Annotated in this window: 19 protein-coding genes; 5 read left to right on the top strand and 14 right to left on the bottom strand. The window is 44.1% G+C overall.

The annotated features are described in order from the left end of the window. Positions 1-39: 39 nt before the first annotated feature. Positions 40-1464, bottom strand: a complete 1425-nt coding sequence (lpdA, locus tag AC58QG_RS09105) for a dihydrolipoyl dehydrogenase (RefSeq protein ID WP_497361744.1) — start codon at positions 1462-1464, stop codon at positions 40-42. 169 nt (positions 1465-1633) lie between these two features. Between lpdA and AC58QG_RS09110 the strand changes: the two genes are divergently transcribed. After that, the gene (locus AC58QG_RS09110; RefSeq protein ID WP_477590888.1) at positions 1634-1897 is read left to right on the top strand and encodes a DUF2627 domain-containing protein; all 264 of its coding nucleotides are present in this window, start codon (positions 1634-1636) and stop codon (positions 1895-1897) included. A gap of 39 nt (positions 1898-1936) precedes the next feature. Here AC58QG_RS09110 and steA read toward each other — a convergent pair whose 3' ends face one another. Continuing rightward, entirely contained in the window at positions 1937-3091 is a 1155-nt protein-coding gene (gene steA, locus AC58QG_RS09115) for a putative cytokinetic ring protein SteA (protein WP_497361745.1), read from the bottom strand. A 133-nt stretch (positions 3092-3224) separates the two neighbouring features. Here steA and AC58QG_RS09120 point away from each other — a divergent pair, with 133 nt between their 5' ends. Next, positions 3225-3410 (top strand): hypothetical protein, encoded by a 186-nt coding sequence (locus AC58QG_RS09120; protein ID WP_310223313.1) that lies wholly within the window; start codon positions 3225-3227, stop codon positions 3408-3410. Between the two features lie 86 nt (positions 3411-3496). On the opposite strand, the gene AC58QG_RS09125 is transcribed toward AC58QG_RS09120, so the two are convergent. Next, complete coding sequence (locus AC58QG_RS09125; RefSeq protein ID WP_497361746.1) at positions 3497-3712, bottom strand: hypothetical protein; 216 nt, start codon at positions 3710-3712, stop codon at positions 3497-3499. Between the two features lie 83 nt (positions 3713-3795). On the opposite strand from AC58QG_RS09125, the gene brfA reads away from it, so the two are divergent. Beyond that, complete coding sequence (brfA, locus tag AC58QG_RS09130; RefSeq protein WP_497361747.1) at positions 3796-4032, top strand: ribosome rescue factor BrfA; 237 nt, start codon at positions 3796-3798, stop codon at positions 4030-4032. On the opposite strand, the gene AC58QG_RS09135 is transcribed toward brfA, so the two are convergent. Next, positions 3993-4247 carry a hypothetical protein gene (locus AC58QG_RS09135; protein ID WP_497361748.1) on the bottom strand — a complete coding sequence of 85 codons (255 nt, stop codon included), beginning with the start codon at positions 4245-4247 and terminating at the stop codon, positions 3993-3995. The two genes, brfA and AC58QG_RS09135, sit on opposite strands and share 40 nt — an antisense overlap. A gap of 147 nt (positions 4248-4394) precedes the next feature. Between AC58QG_RS09135 and AC58QG_RS09140 the strand changes: the two genes are divergently transcribed. Next, positions 4395-4661: a hypothetical protein gene (locus tag AC58QG_RS09140; protein WP_057312184.1), complete on the top strand. Its 267-nt coding sequence runs from the start codon at positions 4395-4397 to the stop codon at positions 4659-4661. Positions 4662-4726: 65 nt separating this feature from the next. Here AC58QG_RS09140 and AC58QG_RS09145 read toward each other — a convergent pair whose 3' ends face one another. The 3 genes from AC58QG_RS09145 to AC58QG_RS09155 form a co-directional block, all read right to left on the bottom strand. Beyond that, positions 4727-4957 carry a hypothetical protein gene (locus tag AC58QG_RS09145; protein ID WP_497361749.1) on the bottom strand — a complete coding sequence of 77 codons (231 nt, stop codon included), beginning with the start codon at positions 4955-4957 and terminating at the stop codon, positions 4727-4729. 73 nt (positions 4958-5030) lie between these two features. Next, positions 5031-5456: a hypothetical protein gene (locus AC58QG_RS09150; RefSeq protein ID WP_497361750.1), complete on the bottom strand. Its 426-nt coding sequence runs from the start codon at positions 5454-5456 to the stop codon at positions 5031-5033. Between the two features lie 99 nt (positions 5457-5555). Then, positions 5556-6656: an MBL fold metallo-hydrolase gene (locus AC58QG_RS09155; RefSeq protein WP_497361751.1), complete on the bottom strand. Its 1101-nt coding sequence runs from the start codon at positions 6654-6656 to the stop codon at positions 5556-5558. A 248-nt stretch (positions 6657-6904) separates the two neighbouring features. Between AC58QG_RS09155 and AC58QG_RS09160 the strand changes: the two genes are divergently transcribed. Continuing rightward, entirely contained in the window at positions 6905-6997 is a 93-nt protein-coding gene (locus AC58QG_RS09160) for a YjcZ family sporulation protein (RefSeq protein ID WP_082595420.1), read from the top strand. 146 nt (positions 6998-7143) lie between these two features. Here AC58QG_RS09160 and spo0A read toward each other — a convergent pair whose 3' ends face one another. The 7 genes from spo0A to dxs form a co-directional block, all read right to left on the bottom strand. Then, entirely contained in the window at positions 7144-7938 is a 795-nt protein-coding gene (spo0A, locus tag AC58QG_RS09165) for a sporulation transcription factor Spo0A (protein WP_497361752.1), read from the bottom strand. A gap of 234 nt (positions 7939-8172) precedes the next feature. Further along, positions 8173-9510: a SpoIVB peptidase gene (gene spoIVB, locus AC58QG_RS09170; protein WP_497361753.1), complete on the bottom strand. Its 1338-nt coding sequence runs from the start codon at positions 9508-9510 to the stop codon at positions 8173-8175. A gap of 118 nt (positions 9511-9628) precedes the next feature. Further along, on the bottom strand, positions 9629-11356 hold the full coding sequence (gene recN, locus AC58QG_RS09175; RefSeq protein ID WP_497361754.1) for a DNA repair protein RecN: 1728 nt from the start codon (positions 11354-11356) through the stop codon (positions 9629-9631). Between the two features lie 15 nt (positions 11357-11371). Then, positions 11372-11821, bottom strand: coding sequence for a transcriptional regulator AhrC/ArgR (gene ahrC / locus AC58QG_RS09180; RefSeq protein WP_497361755.1), 450 nt, complete (start codon positions 11819-11821; stop codon positions 11372-11374). Between the two features lie 2 nt (positions 11822-11823). Continuing rightward, positions 11824-12276, bottom strand: coding sequence for a hypothetical protein (locus AC58QG_RS09185; RefSeq protein WP_497361756.1), 453 nt, complete (start codon positions 12274-12276; stop codon positions 11824-11826). Between the two features lie 103 nt (positions 12277-12379). Further along, positions 12380-13210: a TlyA family RNA methyltransferase gene (locus AC58QG_RS09190; protein WP_497361757.1), complete on the bottom strand. Its 831-nt coding sequence runs from the start codon at positions 13208-13210 to the stop codon at positions 12380-12382. 32 nt (positions 13211-13242) lie between these two features. Continuing rightward, the gene (gene dxs / locus AC58QG_RS09195; protein WP_497361758.1) at positions 13243-15135 is read right to left on the bottom strand and encodes a 1-deoxy-D-xylulose-5-phosphate synthase; all 1893 of its coding nucleotides are present in this window, start codon (positions 15133-15135) and stop codon (positions 13243-13245) included. Positions 15136-15199: the final 64 nt, after the last annotated feature.

Raw genomic sequence — 15199 nt, forward strand, 5'->3', positions numbered from 1 at the left:
TAAGCATATTATAAACGCAAACGTTTATGATTACAATTTTTATCCGCTAATTGCAATGCCATCCACAGCAAGCATCGCTTCACCCAATGCCTCTGAAAGTGTCGGATGCGGATGAATGGTTTGTCCTACCTCCCACGGCGTTGCATTCAACACCTGGGCTAGCGCAGCCTCTGTGATACTGTTCGTTACTTGAGGGCCAATCATGTGAACCCCAAGAATATCATTCGTGTCTTTATCTGCAATTACCTTCACGAAGCCATCGGAAACCCCATAAACTAGAGCTTTCCCTATTCCTTTGAAACTAAATTTGCCAACTTTCACTTGGCGACCATGGTCAATTGCCTGCTGCTGGGTCCAACCAACACTGGCAATCTCAGGTCTTGTATACGTGCATTTGGATACAAGATGCGTCTGCAGCTCATCTGGCTGATGACCAGCGATATGCTCCGCCGCCACAATCCCTTCATGACCTGCCATATGCGCGAGCATCAACCCGCCAATGACATCACCTACCGCATAAATATGGGATTCCGTTGTTTGCATAAAGCGATTGACGCGAATGACACCTTTATCAATTTTGATATCCGTATTTTCAAGTCCCATCGCTTCAATATTCGCTACACGGCCAACCGAAACTAGAACTCGTTCTGCGGATAGCTCGTGTACCTCACCTTGCTTGTCCACTTGCATGGTAACCATGCCGTCTGTCACCTTCACTGACTCTGGCAGCAGCTTCGTACCTGTTTCTAGCTTAATGCCACGTTTCTTAAACAAACGTTCCAGCTCTTTGGAAACATCCTCATCTTCCAAGTTAACTAGACGCTTATCGACTTCTACAATCGTTACCTCTACGCCAAAGTCATGCAACATCGAAGCCCACTCAACGCCGATTACGCCACCGCCAACAATAATAATGGACTTCGGCAGACTCTCCATCTTTAAAGCATCTTCACTTGTGATGATCGTGGTTCCGTCGATTTCTAAACCAGGCAAGCTGCGCGGTCTAGACCCCGTTGCAATGATGAGATTGCTCGAAAGGAGAGTTTCGATATCGCCATCTTCTTTCTCAACAGAAACAGCGCCGCTGCGCGGCGAGAAAATGGAAGGCCCGATTATTCGCCCGTTCCCATGGTGAATCGTAATCTTATTCTTTTTCATGAGAAACTGAAGCCCTTGATGCAATTGATCGACGATCCGCTGCTTCCGGCCTAAAACCTGATCAAAATTCAACGTGATCGATTGTGCCGTAATCCCATAGTCCTCACTATGCTTCATCGCGGCATATACTTCCGCACTGCGCAGCAATGCTTTACTTGGGATGCAGCCTTGATGCAAGCAGGTACCGCCCATTTTGTCACGTTCAACAATAGCCACCGTTTTACCTAGCTGTGCAGCTCTAATTGCAGCCGTATAGCCGCCGATTCCGCCACCTAATACCACAACATCATATCTATGTTCAGTCATGTATGTAAGCCTCCTATGAAACAATTACTTGTTATATGTATACGTGCGTCTCTATTATATTACCCTTTTTTGGGATCGAAGTCATAGTCTTATTTGTGAATTAGACACGTTAGCCGTTTCGGAGTATGATGTTAGAAAAAACATGTTTCAAATTAAGTAAGGAGTTTATATGAAAGCACCCTTTTATCGTTTTATTGCCATTCTACTTCTCGTTATTCCCGGAATAACCGCTACTTATGGCTTTCTCGCAATGAAAGATGCCTTTTTCGCACAGTTCGATACGGCTACTAATAGCGGCATGTTATGGGGGAAATTCTTCCTGGGCCTCATTTTATTTCTGATCGGTGTTGCCTTTATTGGTGGATGGACCTTCTTCAGAGATCGTAAGCGGAACTATCTCGCCCCAAGATTCAAACCTAAACGCAACAAATAGACCGGACACTGCGTCCGGTCTTTTTTCTTTCGAATAGCGTTATTCTGCCCCAACAAGCTTCCACACGACATGACTCGCACGCTTGAGTATCCAATGCAGCTGGAACAGGCTTAAACCAATAAAGACACAAGATAGGACGATGGTATAAACCGCTTCTTTCCGCCAAAGCATTGGATGACGTGTTAACGCTTGTAAGCTTTTAATATCTACGAGGCGAGCACCAACCTTCATTCGAACGAGAAGGGCACTTCCCATATCTTCACTGCCTCTAGCTAGAAAATCACTCATATGCGCTTGTACGCCGACCGTAACAAGCCATTCCCCACCCTTTTCATAGGCTAACAATAAAGCAGCATCTTCGCTGTTACCTATACATGGCAAGACATGCTGTTCGTTGAAACTTTCAGATGAAATTTCATCAATGAAGCCTTGATCACTCGGGTACGTATGGATAATAATTTCTGCTCCACAATGCCAAACGCGGTTCGAAATTTGATCCACATCACCTACGACGACGTCAGGCTTATAGCCATTTGCTAACAGTACGTCCGCCCCTGCGCCAACCCCTAGTATAATCGGCTTAAACGCGGTTATAAATCCGCTAGCTGCTTGCAAATCCTTCTTATACCCCTTCCCAGCAGATACTACCAGGATGTGTCTTCCTGCGAATTGTGTGCGCAGCGGCAAGTTGGGTAAAGACTCTTTAACAGCCTGCTTTTCTCGCATGGCATAAGCTAAGGTGTGTTCAATAAAAGGCTCCCATCGTTCCGCGGCCTGCTCATTGGCAGCCCGTTGTGCCAGCAGCCAGTCTTCTCGTGTAAATTGGCTGCAGGGCACCGATTGTCCGCTCACATGGATCGTATCTTGATAAATCATCATTTCTGCTTCATGCAGAAAGAGTTCAGCATGGATCGCGTCCACTTCAATAATTGGAATGTGCTGCTGTAATAGCAAAAGTGGACCTTGCGTCGGGAATACACCGCTCATGGCATGACCACAATGAACGACAGCCTTCACTCTTCGATCCGTTAGTTCTTGTGCCTGTTCTTCATCGATGTCACCTTGTGTTAGTACAACAATACGACCACTCGGCAGCTGTTGAAATGTTTCATATGTACCTGATATCTTAGCTATTTTCCCTTTGCAGATTAGATTAGGCTTCGCGGTAAATAAAGATAATGATGACCAATTCATGGTTAGACACCTTGCTTTCCTAACGTCGTCTCATGGCCTACCTAATTTGCCCGATCCCACAAAATTCTATGTATATTTTATGCTGTGAATGGCAAGCATTGTTTATATTCTTAAAGAAAGGAGAGGAACATCTATGGAGCTAAACATGAGCGCAGATGAAGTGTTAGGCCAAATTGTGCAGCTTCACAGCACAGGGGAATCGCTAGCCAAAAAAAATGTGAAGAAGCTGCATCCTGATCTTATGAAAAACGCCCTGTATTACTACCCAAGTTGGGAACATGCTTTACAGAAGACTGGAGTTAGCACCATTGTTCACTAAACATACATAGGCAAGGTACTAATGCTCCGTAGGGTCTATCCCTTCGGAGCCGTTTTTATGACTTGGATGTAAAGGTAATGCATAAACTATTCAATCACTTCCCACTCAACCTGGACCATCCGGTCTACCCATGTGCGAATTTTCACTTCAATCGCTTGTTCAATTTCGTCGTCTGTCATTTCTCCCAGCTTGTGCTCTGCAATTTCTAGCACATCCGTTTTCTTCGTTTCGCCATCTATCGCTAATTGGATTTGTATGCGCATGTCGATCCACCCTTTTTCATTATCAACTAAACTTTCCATTGCCTCTTCCTCATCGTCTGTTAGAATAGAAGTAGACAAAATAGAAGTAGACACTCACACTAAAATAGAAAAGAGGAAACACGATGTCTCGATCACAAGCACAAAAGCTTCGCCAACGCTCTTTGCGCGAAGGGAAACTAGATCCTGCCATGAATCGCCTACATTGGTTCGGAACGAATCCTGTCACGAAGACCACACCTACACGTATAGAACTACAAAACAAACAACATAATAAACACAAATCAAGGAATTTGAACCATTCACATGGCGATAATTCCTTTTATGTTTCTACGCCCTCTCGAATCGTAATCCCCTGCTGATCAGCAAAATGAATCATTTCTTCCTTTTCCGACGGCCGGAACGAATATTTGCAATCAAACCCATTAAAAAATAACTGCCAACTCCTAACAACCCCTTGTTCATCTACTTCCAACTCCGCTACATATAACGAATCAGGCTCATCTTCAAACTGCAGGCCGATGTGTAAATACGTCTTCCCCTCAGATATTTCCTGTTCACAATAGTCCATGATCATGTGTCTAGATGACCTCCTATTGAATAAAATCTTTTTTATTTATATAATATACTAATGCAACCGAGCTAACAAAGTGAAAGCATGCTAATTTATGAATTTGCGAAGTAGTATGTGAGATGCTAAGCAAACTCTTAGGAGGAAATACATATGGCCTACGATCCGCAGGTAGTTGATGCAACAATAGTAAGTGATAATAAAAAGAATGGTCTTTTCGAAGTCGTTGTTTCCTTGAAAGACCGCAACAAATGTCGTCTATTCTTTGAAAGAGACGCTGAAACTGGAATCGGTCGTGTAACAGACTTGAACCGTTTGATGAAAGAGCCTTGCCCAATTTGCCGCAAAGATTACTTGTGTAATTGTCTTGATCGTTACAAGCACTCTATTGCCGATCAAGCTTTAACGTTCATTAAGTAATTTGAGAAACAAGAGAAACCCCCTTAGCCTATGGCTGAGGGGGTTTCTTATTGTACAGGCGCACGTTATTCATAAATAACACGATAGAGCCCCTCTAGTAAGCTCTGGTAATTTCTCGGGTCATACGTAATCTCCGCAAAGGATACATGTATGACCTTATTGCTGGTCTTAACAATGAAAAAGCTGTCCAAACTATGATCAGCATCAATATACGTATAACATACCAATTGACTACTGCCTGTTTGCTTTCGTAGAAATGCCGTCGCTTCCTCACTTTCATTCGCGTACTTCGGCATACCGCCACCTCCTAACCACCATTCACCCTCATCGTTTCAGTGGGACACAATTTCTATCATTCTTAGCAGTTACTCAAGACTGTGAAGTCTTCTTTCTCTTCAGCGCCAGATACCCACCTAAGAGCGACACAGGTACGATGGCAACTAATCCAATCAACTCATACCATAGCGGGATTATATCCTGCGTTAATATCGAATCAAATCCAATGCCGGCTCCGATGACCCCAATAATCGCTGCATTGAATAGTTCTGCACGTTTGGCTACCTTGGCGGTGAAATAACTGCCCAAGAACGTCCAAAACAAGCCAACCACCAGAAATAAGAGTAAAAGACCCGCATTCGAATAAATAGCATTTACATCTTGATCCGACGTAGGAAGGTTTGCAAAATACAAACTGCCAATCAAACCTGACGATAACATCGTCCCGATATTATCAATAGCTATTCCCAGCACAACCGCCAGAAAATGAAATTTACGTACACTCTTTTGTTCCGACATAGACTCTTCTTCTCTCCTGCTCACTTCTGACTATTAACCTCATCCATTCATAATACCATGTGGAAACCCTAGTAGCCAATTCAGCTCGAACTAAAAGAACTAAACCCGAACCCACCAATCCGCTCTTGGGTAGTTCATTACATCAGATCCCCGCAACGTAATGGTTTGTCCAATAGGTGGTGTCACCATCTTAACACCTTTCGCCTGAGCCGCCTTCGATGCACGAGCCACAGGATCATTCCAAGCATGGAGAGCTAATGTGAAGGCCCCCCAGTGAATCGGTATCATAACCTTCCCTCTCACATCCAAATGTGCTTGCACAGTTTCTTCCGGCATCAAGTGGATATCCGCCCAACGCTCATCATATTGACCACATTCCATTAAGGTGAGGTCAAAGGGTCCATATTTATCACCGATTTGCTTAAAATGAGGCGTATATCCGCTGTCGCCGCTGAAGAAGACGTTGGACTGCTTCCCTTTGATCACCCAAGAGCACCATAAGGTCGCACCGCGATCATTCACACTGCGCCCCGAGAAATGGTTGGCAGGGGTGCACGCGAGCTCCAGTCCTTCGAACGTCAACTCTTCCCACCAATCATGCTCCTCAATCTTGTCTGCTGGAACTCCCCAACGGATTAAATGAGCGCCAACGCCAAGCGGCACAATAAACCGATTCACTTTGTGCTTTATTTTCATAATTGAACCATAATCCAAATGATCATAATGATCATGAGATAGAATCACAGCATCGATTCGCGGGAGTTCTCCAATTTCAAATGGGATTCCGCCGCTGTATCTGTTCTTCCCCAACCAAGGAAAAGGCGAAGGTGTTCTACCAAACATCGGATCAAGCAGCAAGGTTTTCCCATCGATTGTCAGCAAACTAGCCGAGTGACCAAACCAGGTAACGCTTGTATCACTATTCCCCGTCAATCGAGGCTTTTCCATCGGTAATGGGGACGCCGGACGTCGATGAGGACTACCCTTGATCATATCGCGCAAGATCCCAAGTGTTGTTGAGAAGCCCATATTCATCATCGCTGGGACTGGATTTTCGAACTTATCTTGTGCAAACTGAGGAGATTTGGCATATTTCTTCATCTCATCCTTCGAAGGCTTTCGACCGAATATTGGGTATACATTCATAAAAACAAAATAGACGCCAACCAAAACCACAACAATACCTAACGTTAGTAACATCCTCGTTGCCTCCATACGATCTCTAATTCTGCTTACACAATCTCATCCAAGAAAGAATAAGCTACGATGTAATAACGTAACAACTTATCCAATGGTTCCAAGTTTTCATGAAGGCGCCTCTCCTGCTCCAAAATTATTTCAGCGGACAGGGACATTAGCACAATCAGTCGTTTCGCCCAAACATTCCGCAAAAATAGTCATAAGCTATCTCGAAACACAAACCAAATATCCATTGGAGGTTGATTCGAATGAGTTGTGGAACTGGGTATGGTACTTCTGCTGCAGCTGTTTTGGTACTTTTCATCTTATTGGTTATTATCACTAGCGCTTTTGTTTGGTAATCTAAAACAAATACAGGGGGACTACCTAGACCGTCTAGGTAGTCTTTCTGCTTTCAGTGCGATCCATGCAGCTGATGAAAATGAAAAAAGAACGCTCTGAGTTGAGCGTCCCTTATCAGATATATTTTACATTGATTCTAACTGTCTCAGGAAACCTTATGCTCAATTCTGAGCTTGTCAGCTACCATCGCGATGAATTCGCTGTTCGTAGGCTTAGATTTCGAGATATTAATCGTGTATCCAAAAATGAAGGAGATGCTGTCGATGTTGCCGCGCGTCCATGCGACTTCAATCGCGTGACGGATGGCGCGTTCGACGCGGCTCGGCGTTGTTTTGTATTTTTCAGCGATAGCTGGATAGAGCGTTTTCGTGATTGCACCTAAGATTTCAATATTATTGTAAACCATCGTAATGGCTTCACGTAAATATTGATAGCCCTTAATATGTGCAGGTACACCGATTTCATGAATGATACTTGTAATATTGGCATCCAAATTTTTGCCTTTCGGCATGTGTACAACATTCGCACGCGACGTTGATGTTGTAGTTGTCGCTGTCGAATTGCCAGCAAGCTGACGAATTCGATTCGTAAGGGTTTCCATATCAAATGGTTTCAATATGTAATAGGAAGCACCTAGCTGCACAGCTTTTTGCGTAATATTTTCTTGACCGAAAGCCGTAAGCATGATGATTTTGGGCTGTGAAGGAAGATTCATTTCTCGCATTTTTTCCAGAACACCTAGTCCATCAAGATGAGGCATTATAATATCTAAAATGAGAACATCGGGTAACTCACGTTGTTGCTCCAGAAAACGAAGGACCTCGTTACCATTGTACGCAACGCCCATAATTTCCATATCCTCTTGCTCACCAATGAACTCTGACAATAAATGGGTGAATTCTCGGTTATCGTCTGCAAGTAATACCTGAATTTTTTGCAACTGAATTTCCTCCTTTAGCTACTAAAACAAGTTGGGTATTTCTCTCTTATGTAAAGCTATTCGACAGCTCTTTTTAAAATCCTTCTGTCGAATATTATTTTTCTTTTCTTTTGTTTGAGTTTCTTATATAATATAATATTTATCTTCTGATTCCAACATTTTTCGACACGAAGTCACTAAACTCGCTATTTGACTGTCGCATCAGGTTAAAAAGAAATAAAGAACTAAAGGCTATTAACTCACCTTTAGTTCTTTTGTGTTTCCAGATGTTGGACGAAGGATAATCCCAGAGTCCTGCAGCATCCACTCAATGAAGCATCCATAGCCGCTCGTCGGATCATTTACGAACACATGCGTGACCGCTCCAATTAATTTACCATTCTGGATAATTGGACTTCCGCTCATCCCCTGCACAATGCCACCTGTTTTATCTAATAAACGAGGATCCGTGATTTTGATAACCATACCTTTCGTACCCGGTACGTCTTGTTTGGACACGTGAACCACTTGGATATCAAACTTTTCTACCTTCTGACCTTCAAGTACTGTATAGATTTGTGCTGGCCCTTCCTTCACTTCTTCTGCAAAAGCTACGGGAATCGCCTCTTTGTCTAAACTATGATCCGGTGCACCATACATTTTCCCGAAGATCCCGAAAGCCGTGTTACGTTCAATATTCCCAATCACTTTGCTGTCCTTGTAAAGCGTGGCATGCTTCTCACCTGGATCTCCGTTATGACTTTTGGAAATCGAAGTTACATTCGAATAGACAATGTCACCATCGCCTACAATAATGGGTGTCTGGGTATCCATATCCGTTATGACATGTCCAAGAGCCCCGTAGACGCCTTGATCTGGTGCATAGAAGGTTAATGTTCCTACACCGGCCGCGGAATCGCGAATGTACAGCCCCAAGCGATAAGACTTATCTACAACGTCATATACTGGCTGCAGCTTTACAACAAGTTCTTGATTATTTCGTAAGATTTGCAGAACAAGAGGATTCTTGCTTTCGCCTGATTTGGCCACCAGTTCTGCGACCTTACTTACATCTCTAGAATCCTTGCCATTGATTTTGGTAATTAAATCGCCAACTTGAATTTTCGCTTCTTCCCCGGGTGAAACTTTTTGTTCGGAGGCAACAGTCACGAGATGGTGACCGACTACCAGAATACCGGCAGACTTTATCTTCACACCGATCGTCTGGCCTCCTGGTATCACTTTTAAATCAGGTACGACATTCACTTTGACAGTCTTGATTGGAATGGCTCCAAAGAGCTTGAGCTTCATTTCCGTTTGTCCGGAATGATCGGATTGCAGAGAAATGGGTTCGTTCAAATTAACTTGAAATGAGTGCTTGGCGTTGCCGTTTACCTTCACAATATCCGTATCCTTGACCGTTACCTGGGCACTGACCGGCATCGTTAACTGAAGCTGCTTCCCTTGTCCACTAAACAAACGTAGTTCTTGGGGAAAGGAGGCAAAGCTCTGAAAAGGCGGGGACACACTGACCAAGCAAACGAAGAAGACGAGCAAGAGTCCGAACAATCTTTTTCTTTTGTTGGATTGCACTATCAACACGCTCCTTCAAGATTCCTTGAGCCCTGACGAATCAACTCGTCAAATGCGTACCTATAAGTTAACCCCAGTCCCCTTCTTTTATAACTGTAAATGATGACTATCTATACTTTCATACCCTTGCTTTCTTATTTTTTGCCATGGTAAGCATTTCTCCCGCATGATGCAGCGTTGTTTCTGTCACTTCTACGCCACCAAGCATCCTCGCAAGCTCCTCAATTCGGCCAGAATCTGGCATATCTTGAACACGCGTAAATGTTCGCTCGTGATCCACTTCTTTGCGAATATAGAAATGAACATCAGCAAAACTAGCAACCTGAGGCAAATGCGTAATGGAGAATACTTGGCAACTCTGCGAAAGTACGGACATTTTCTCAGCTATGGCTTGCGCCGCGCGTCCACTAACTCCCGTATCAACCTCATCGAAGACGAGAACAGGAATTTGATCAATCCGCGCAAAAATAGCTTTCATTGCGAGCATAATACGGGAGAGCTCTCCGCCTGAAGCAATTTTACTCAATCCACGCAGCGGTTCTCCTGGGTTAGGTGCCATTAGAAATTCAACTTGATCAATCCCTTGTCTGGAAAAGCGAACCTTATTTCCATCAACCTCTACGCCGCGATCGTCGATAATATGTGCGATCTGCACACGAAACTGTGTGCGTTCCATTTGAAGATCACGCAATTCATGTTCAATTTGAGCTGAGAGATCACTCGCAATACCCTTACGAAGGTTTGATAAGTCCAAAGCATGAACACCAACTTGCTTCTCAGCAAGTGCAAGTTTTTCTTCTAATTTACGTATAATTTCATCTTTATTTTCAATCGTATCGACTTCATTTTTGATCTTTTCTAAATAGGCAAGAATCTCTTTAATATTCTCTCCATATTTTCGCCGAAGAGACGTGATAGTATCTAATCTTTGTTCAATAAAATCAAGTCGGGATGAATTGAATTCGATGCCGTCGCGATAATCTCTGATCTGGTAGGCTGCATCTTCTAATTGGTAAAAGGCCGATTGTGCTTGTTCTAGAATAGGGCTCAAATTCGTCGGATCTAGCTGCACGATATCCTGAAGGCGAGAGACGGCTTTGCCAGCAGCATCGAGTCCTCGATTCGTCGCATATAGGAAATCATAAGCCTCCGATGAGCTTTGATACAGCTTCTCTGCATTAGCTAACTTGCGCTTCTCCTCAGCTAAGGTCTCATCTTCGCCCAATTTCAGTTTGGCTGACGAAATCTCATCAATCTGGAATCGATACAGGTCTAACATTTGCAGCGCCTGTTTACTCGTCTCCTGTAGATCATTCAATTCCTTTTGCAGCTTCATATACTGGTCATAGCTGGCTTGATAGGTCGACTTCGCTAGTTCAATCTCAGCATCACCAAACAAATCTAGTGAATGAATATGCTCGTCCACATGTAGAAGCGACTGATGCTCATGTTGACCATGAATATTAACGAGCCACTCGCCTGTCTTGCGCAGCATCGTCATATTCACCAGCTGACCGTTAATTCGACTTGAGCTTTTACCAGTAGCCGTAATCTCTCGACGAATGATCAGATGCTCGGAAGCATTTGCCTCAATACCGAACTCTGTAAGCGTATGCCAAACCGGATGTGAAGCAGGCAAATCGAACATCGCTTCAATTTCCGCTTTATCTGCGCCATAACGAACCAATTCAGATGAACCTCTACCGCCGACAATGAGTGTTAACGCATCTATGATGATCGATTTCCCAGCGCCGGTTTCCCCTGTTAAGACGTGAAAACCTGCCTTAAACCGAATATGTACATGTTCAATAACAGCTAAATTACGAATTGAAAGCTCTGTAAGCATGAACGCCTCCTGATTTTATGATAATAAGGACATGACTTCATTTACAAAAGTTACACTATTCTCTTTCCCGCGGCAGATGACAAGAATCGTATCGTCTCCACAGATCGTGCCCATTACTCCATGCCACTCCAAATTGTCAATCAAAGCGCAAATCGTATTTGCAGTTCCTGGCAAGCATTTCATGACAACCAGATTATCTGTATAATCGATGCTAACAAAATGGTCACTTAATGCGCGACGAAGCCGCTGCATAGGATTAAACCGCTGATCCGCCGGCATCGAATACTTGTATCTCCCATCATCTAGTGGAACTTTGATGAGATGGAGTTCTTTGATGTCTCTCGAAACAGTCGCTTGTGTCACATGAAATCCAGCCGCGCGCAGCGATTCAACCAATTCATCTTGTGTTTCAATCTCATGATTTGTAATAATTTCTCTAATTTTTACATGCCTTTGACCCTTCATCCTTACACCTCTATGTGAAAAGTGATTTTTTTGATTTTGCTAACGCTCATATCAACGTAAAGGATACCCTGTGCCTCAGGATAAATGAGGGTGTAGGGCAGCAGCATGTCACGAACAGCGCTCCCTGTCATCTCAAGTGGTTTACGATCTTTGGCCACTTTCACAAGATACATATGATCTTCCTTTTGCACAAAATAATCGATAAACAAGCGGCTTTCCAGCTGATCTCTATCGGCAATGGTCATGGTGATAGGGATTTTGGTCTTGCCTGCAAGAACATCGAATCCAGCCGCTTCCAGCAGCTCGACAACATCGTCCTGAGGAATATTGGACTGCCTTGGAATTCGATCTCTTCCTCGACTTGAACCTCCCAGCCACTTTTGAAATCGCCAAATGACTATACAAACAACAACGATCAGGATTAACAAAATGACTCTAACATCGCCTTGTTCCATGTCCTTCACCTCGCCATAGTATTCGCGAATCCGGCAGGAAAATCCTTTCTGTTAAGTGAAAAAACCCATCTCAGGGCCGCAAAAGGCGTTCTCAAAGATGAGTTTATTTTCCATGTAATTTCTGAGACCCTTGCACCGTCTCCGCAATAAGGGCTTTAATTGAAGCAGGTGCAGCAAGCGACTCTTCACCCTCGTTACTCGACCAGTAAGCAAGGAATTCAATGTTCCCTTCCCCACCGGTTATTGGCGAGTAGGTCAGACCCTTCAACCGAAAGCCGAGCTCCTCTGCAAATGACAGGACCGTTGTCAAAACGTCAATATGTACATTGGTGTCTCGCACAACACCCGACTTGCCAACTTTCTCTCTTCCTGCTTCGAATTGCGGCTTAATTAGCGCGACTACATGCCCTTGATCCCCTAAAATTTCCTTAAGAGGCGGCAAAATAATCCGCAGCGAAATGAACGAAACATCGATACTGGCAAAGGTTGGTCTTGGACCGTTCAAGTCCTCCAATTTCGTGTAACGGAAATTCGTTCTTTCCATGACATGAACACGTTCATCATTGCGCAGCGACCAATCTAATTGATTGTAGCCAACATCGACAGCGTAGACGGAAGCAGCACCATTTTGCAAGGCACAATCCGTAAATCCTCCCGTAGAGGCGCCAATGTCAAGCATAACTGCACCTTGTAAGTCGATTTCGAATTGCTTTAACGCCTTTTCAAGCTTTAATCCACCACGACTCACGTAAGGATGCAAGGCTCCCTTTACTTTGAGCACGGCTTTACGACTAATTTTCATTCCAGCTTTATCAACTGGCTCTTCATCCGCAAAAACAAGGCCTGCCATAATGGCGGCCTTTGCCTTTTCTCTGCTTTCAAAATAGCCTTGCTCCAGTAGCAATAAGTCTAATCGTTCTTTATCCGATGACATATATGTTGTGTTGCTCCTATTCCAATCGTTTACTAGACCTTAGCCCGCAGGACCTTACGAGGTACTAGTTTCTTAACTTCTGTAATAAGATGATGAGCTGTTAATCCAACCTCTTCGCGCTGCTCTGGCACACTGCCATGCTCAACGAAGTAATCTTGAATCCCCATCAACTCTACTTGTAAACCTACTACACGCTTCTCCGCATAAAACTCTAATACGGCACTTCCGAAGCCACCTTGAATTGATCCTTCTTCCATCGTGATCACAGGCATGGATTCATTCGCTAACTGTAGCAAATAAGTTTCATCCAACGGCTTGATAAATCGCGCGTTAACGACGCGAAGCTGGATGCCCTCTTGTGCCAGAAGGGCTGCTGCCTCTTCAGCAACCTGAACCATAGGTCCAACTGCGAGGACTGCTGCATAATCACCTTCACGAACAGTTTCCCATGTGCCAAGCGGAATAGCCTTAGGAGCCTCATCAATACTGGCGCCAGTGCCGTTAATACGCGGATAACGATAAGCAATCGGACCATCATTATATTCAAGCGCCGTTTGCATCATATCGCGCAATTCCTTCTCATCTTTGGGCATCATTAAGACCATGTTAGGAATTGTACGTAAAAATGAAATATCATAAACCCCTTGATGTGTTTCGCCATCCGGGCCAACAAAACCTGAACGGTCGATCGCAAAGGTTACATTTAACTTAGGGCGGCAAATATCGTGAACAACTTGATCATACGCACGCTGCAAGAACGTTGAATATACGGCGAATACTGGCTTCAAGCCTTCACTCGCTAAGCCTGCACATAACGTGGCCGCATGCTGTTCCGCAATACCAACATCGATCATTCGATTCGGGAATTGCTTGGCAAATTTCAACAGACCAGATCCACCTGGCATTGCAGGCGTAACGGCAACCACACGGGAGTCTTTCTCACCAAGCTCAATTAACGTGTCTCCGAATACCTGTGTATACATAGGCGGTCCAGAAGACTTAAGTACTTGACCTGACTCCATTTTGTAGGGCCCTAAGCCATGCCAAGTATGGGAATCGTTCTCAGCAGGCTTGTAGCCTTTCCCTTTTGTCGTAACGATATGAATGAGCACAGGACCTGCAACCTTCTCCGCCTGTTTCAGCGTATCCATCAGGACTTGCAAGTTATGTCCATCCACAGGACCGATATAAGTAAAGCCTAATTCTTCAAACCAAACACCATTCAATACAAAATATTTAAGACTATCCTTCAGCTTCTCCGCTGTTTTGGCCAGCGTTCCGCCGATGGCAGGAATTTTCTTCAGTAAATATTCGACTTCTTCTTTAGCTTTCAGATAATGACGATCCGAACGAATTTTGCTTAAATAATTATGAAGAGCCCCTACGTTGGGCGCAATCGACATTTCATTGTCATTCAGAATGACGGTAATATTCTTTTTCTCATGACCAATATGATTCATGGCTTCCAGCGCCATGCCGCCTGTTAGCGCACCATCACCTATGATGGCAACAACCTTATTATGCTCGCCTTTAAGATCACGTGCCATTGCCATACCCATGGCAGCAGACAGTGAAGTACTGCTATGTCCTGCTTCCCAGACATCATGTTCGCTCTCGGAACGCTTAATAAAACCGCAGAGCCCTTTATACTTGCGTAAAGTATCGAACTTGTCTTTGCGTCCAGTCAAAATTTTGTGCACGTACGCCTGGTGACCCACATCAAAAATCAGTTTATCATACGGGCTGTGAAACATGGTGTGTAAAGCAATTGTGAGTTCAACCACGCCTAAGTTCGGGGCCAGATGTCCACCTGTAACGGAAAGCTTTTCAATAAGAAATTGACGGATTTCTCCTGCCAATTCTTCAAGCTCCGTCAAGGATAACCGCTTCAAATCTGCAGGCCGATTGATTTGTTCGAGCAGCACGCTTGTTTCCTCACTTTCAATGTGAAAATACTAAGATTTCACCATTATATCATATAATTGGGTA

The sequence above is a fragment of the Paenibacillus sp. J22P169 genome (assembly GCF_059691995.1).

Coding starts and splice junctions, on each gene's coding strand:
- AC58QG_RS09125 (WP_497361746.1), bottom strand. CDS start 3,712: ATGGAAAGTTTAGTTGATAATGAAAAAGGGTGGATCGACATGCGCATA.
- AC58QG_RS09120 (WP_310223313.1), top strand. CDS start 3,225: ATGGAGCTAAACATGAGCGCAGATGAAGTGTTAGGCCAAATTGTGCAG.
- AC58QG_RS09145 (WP_497361749.1), bottom strand. CDS start 4,957: ATGCCGAAGTACGCGAATGAAAGTGAGGAAGCGACGGCATTTCTACGA.
- ahrC (WP_497361755.1), bottom strand. CDS start 11,821: ATGAAGGGTCAAAGGCATGTAAAAATTAGAGAAATTATTACAAATCAT.
- lpdA (WP_497361744.1), bottom strand. CDS start 1,464: ATGACTGAACATAGATATGATGTTGTGGTATTAGGTGGCGGAATCGGC.
- AC58QG_RS09110 (WP_477590888.1), top strand. CDS start 1,634: ATGAAAGCACCCTTTTATCGTTTTATTGCCATTCTACTTCTCGTTATT.
- steA (WP_497361745.1), bottom strand. CDS start 3,091: ATGAATTGGTCATCATTATCTTTATTTACCGCGAAGCCTAATCTAATC.
- AC58QG_RS09135 (WP_497361748.1), bottom strand. CDS start 4,247: ATGATCATGGACTATTGTGAACAGGAAATATCTGAGGGGAAGACGTAT.
- brfA (WP_497361747.1), top strand. CDS start 3,796: ATGTCTCGATCACAAGCACAAAAGCTTCGCCAACGCTCTTTGCGCGAA.
- AC58QG_RS09155 (WP_497361751.1), bottom strand. CDS start 6,656: ATGTTACTAACGTTAGGTATTGTTGTGGTTTTGGTTGGCGTCTATTTT.
- AC58QG_RS09150 (WP_497361750.1), bottom strand. CDS start 5,456: ATGTCGGAACAAAAGAGTGTACGTAAATTTCATTTTCTGGCGGTTGTG.
- recN (WP_497361754.1), bottom strand. CDS start 11,356: ATGCTTACAGAGCTTTCAATTCGTAATTTAGCTGTTATTGAACATGTA.
- AC58QG_RS09160 (WP_082595420.1), top strand. CDS start 6,905: ATGAGTTGTGGAACTGGGTATGGTACTTCTGCTGCAGCTGTTTTGGTA.
- AC58QG_RS09140 (WP_057312184.1), top strand. CDS start 4,395: ATGGCCTACGATCCGCAGGTAGTTGATGCAACAATAGTAAGTGATAAT.
- AC58QG_RS09190 (WP_497361757.1), bottom strand. CDS start 13,210: ATGTCATCGGATAAAGAACGATTAGACTTATTGCTACTGGAGCAAGGC.
- AC58QG_RS09185 (WP_497361756.1), bottom strand. CDS start 12,276: ATGGAACAAGGCGATGTTAGAGTCATTTTGTTAATCCTGATCGTTGTT.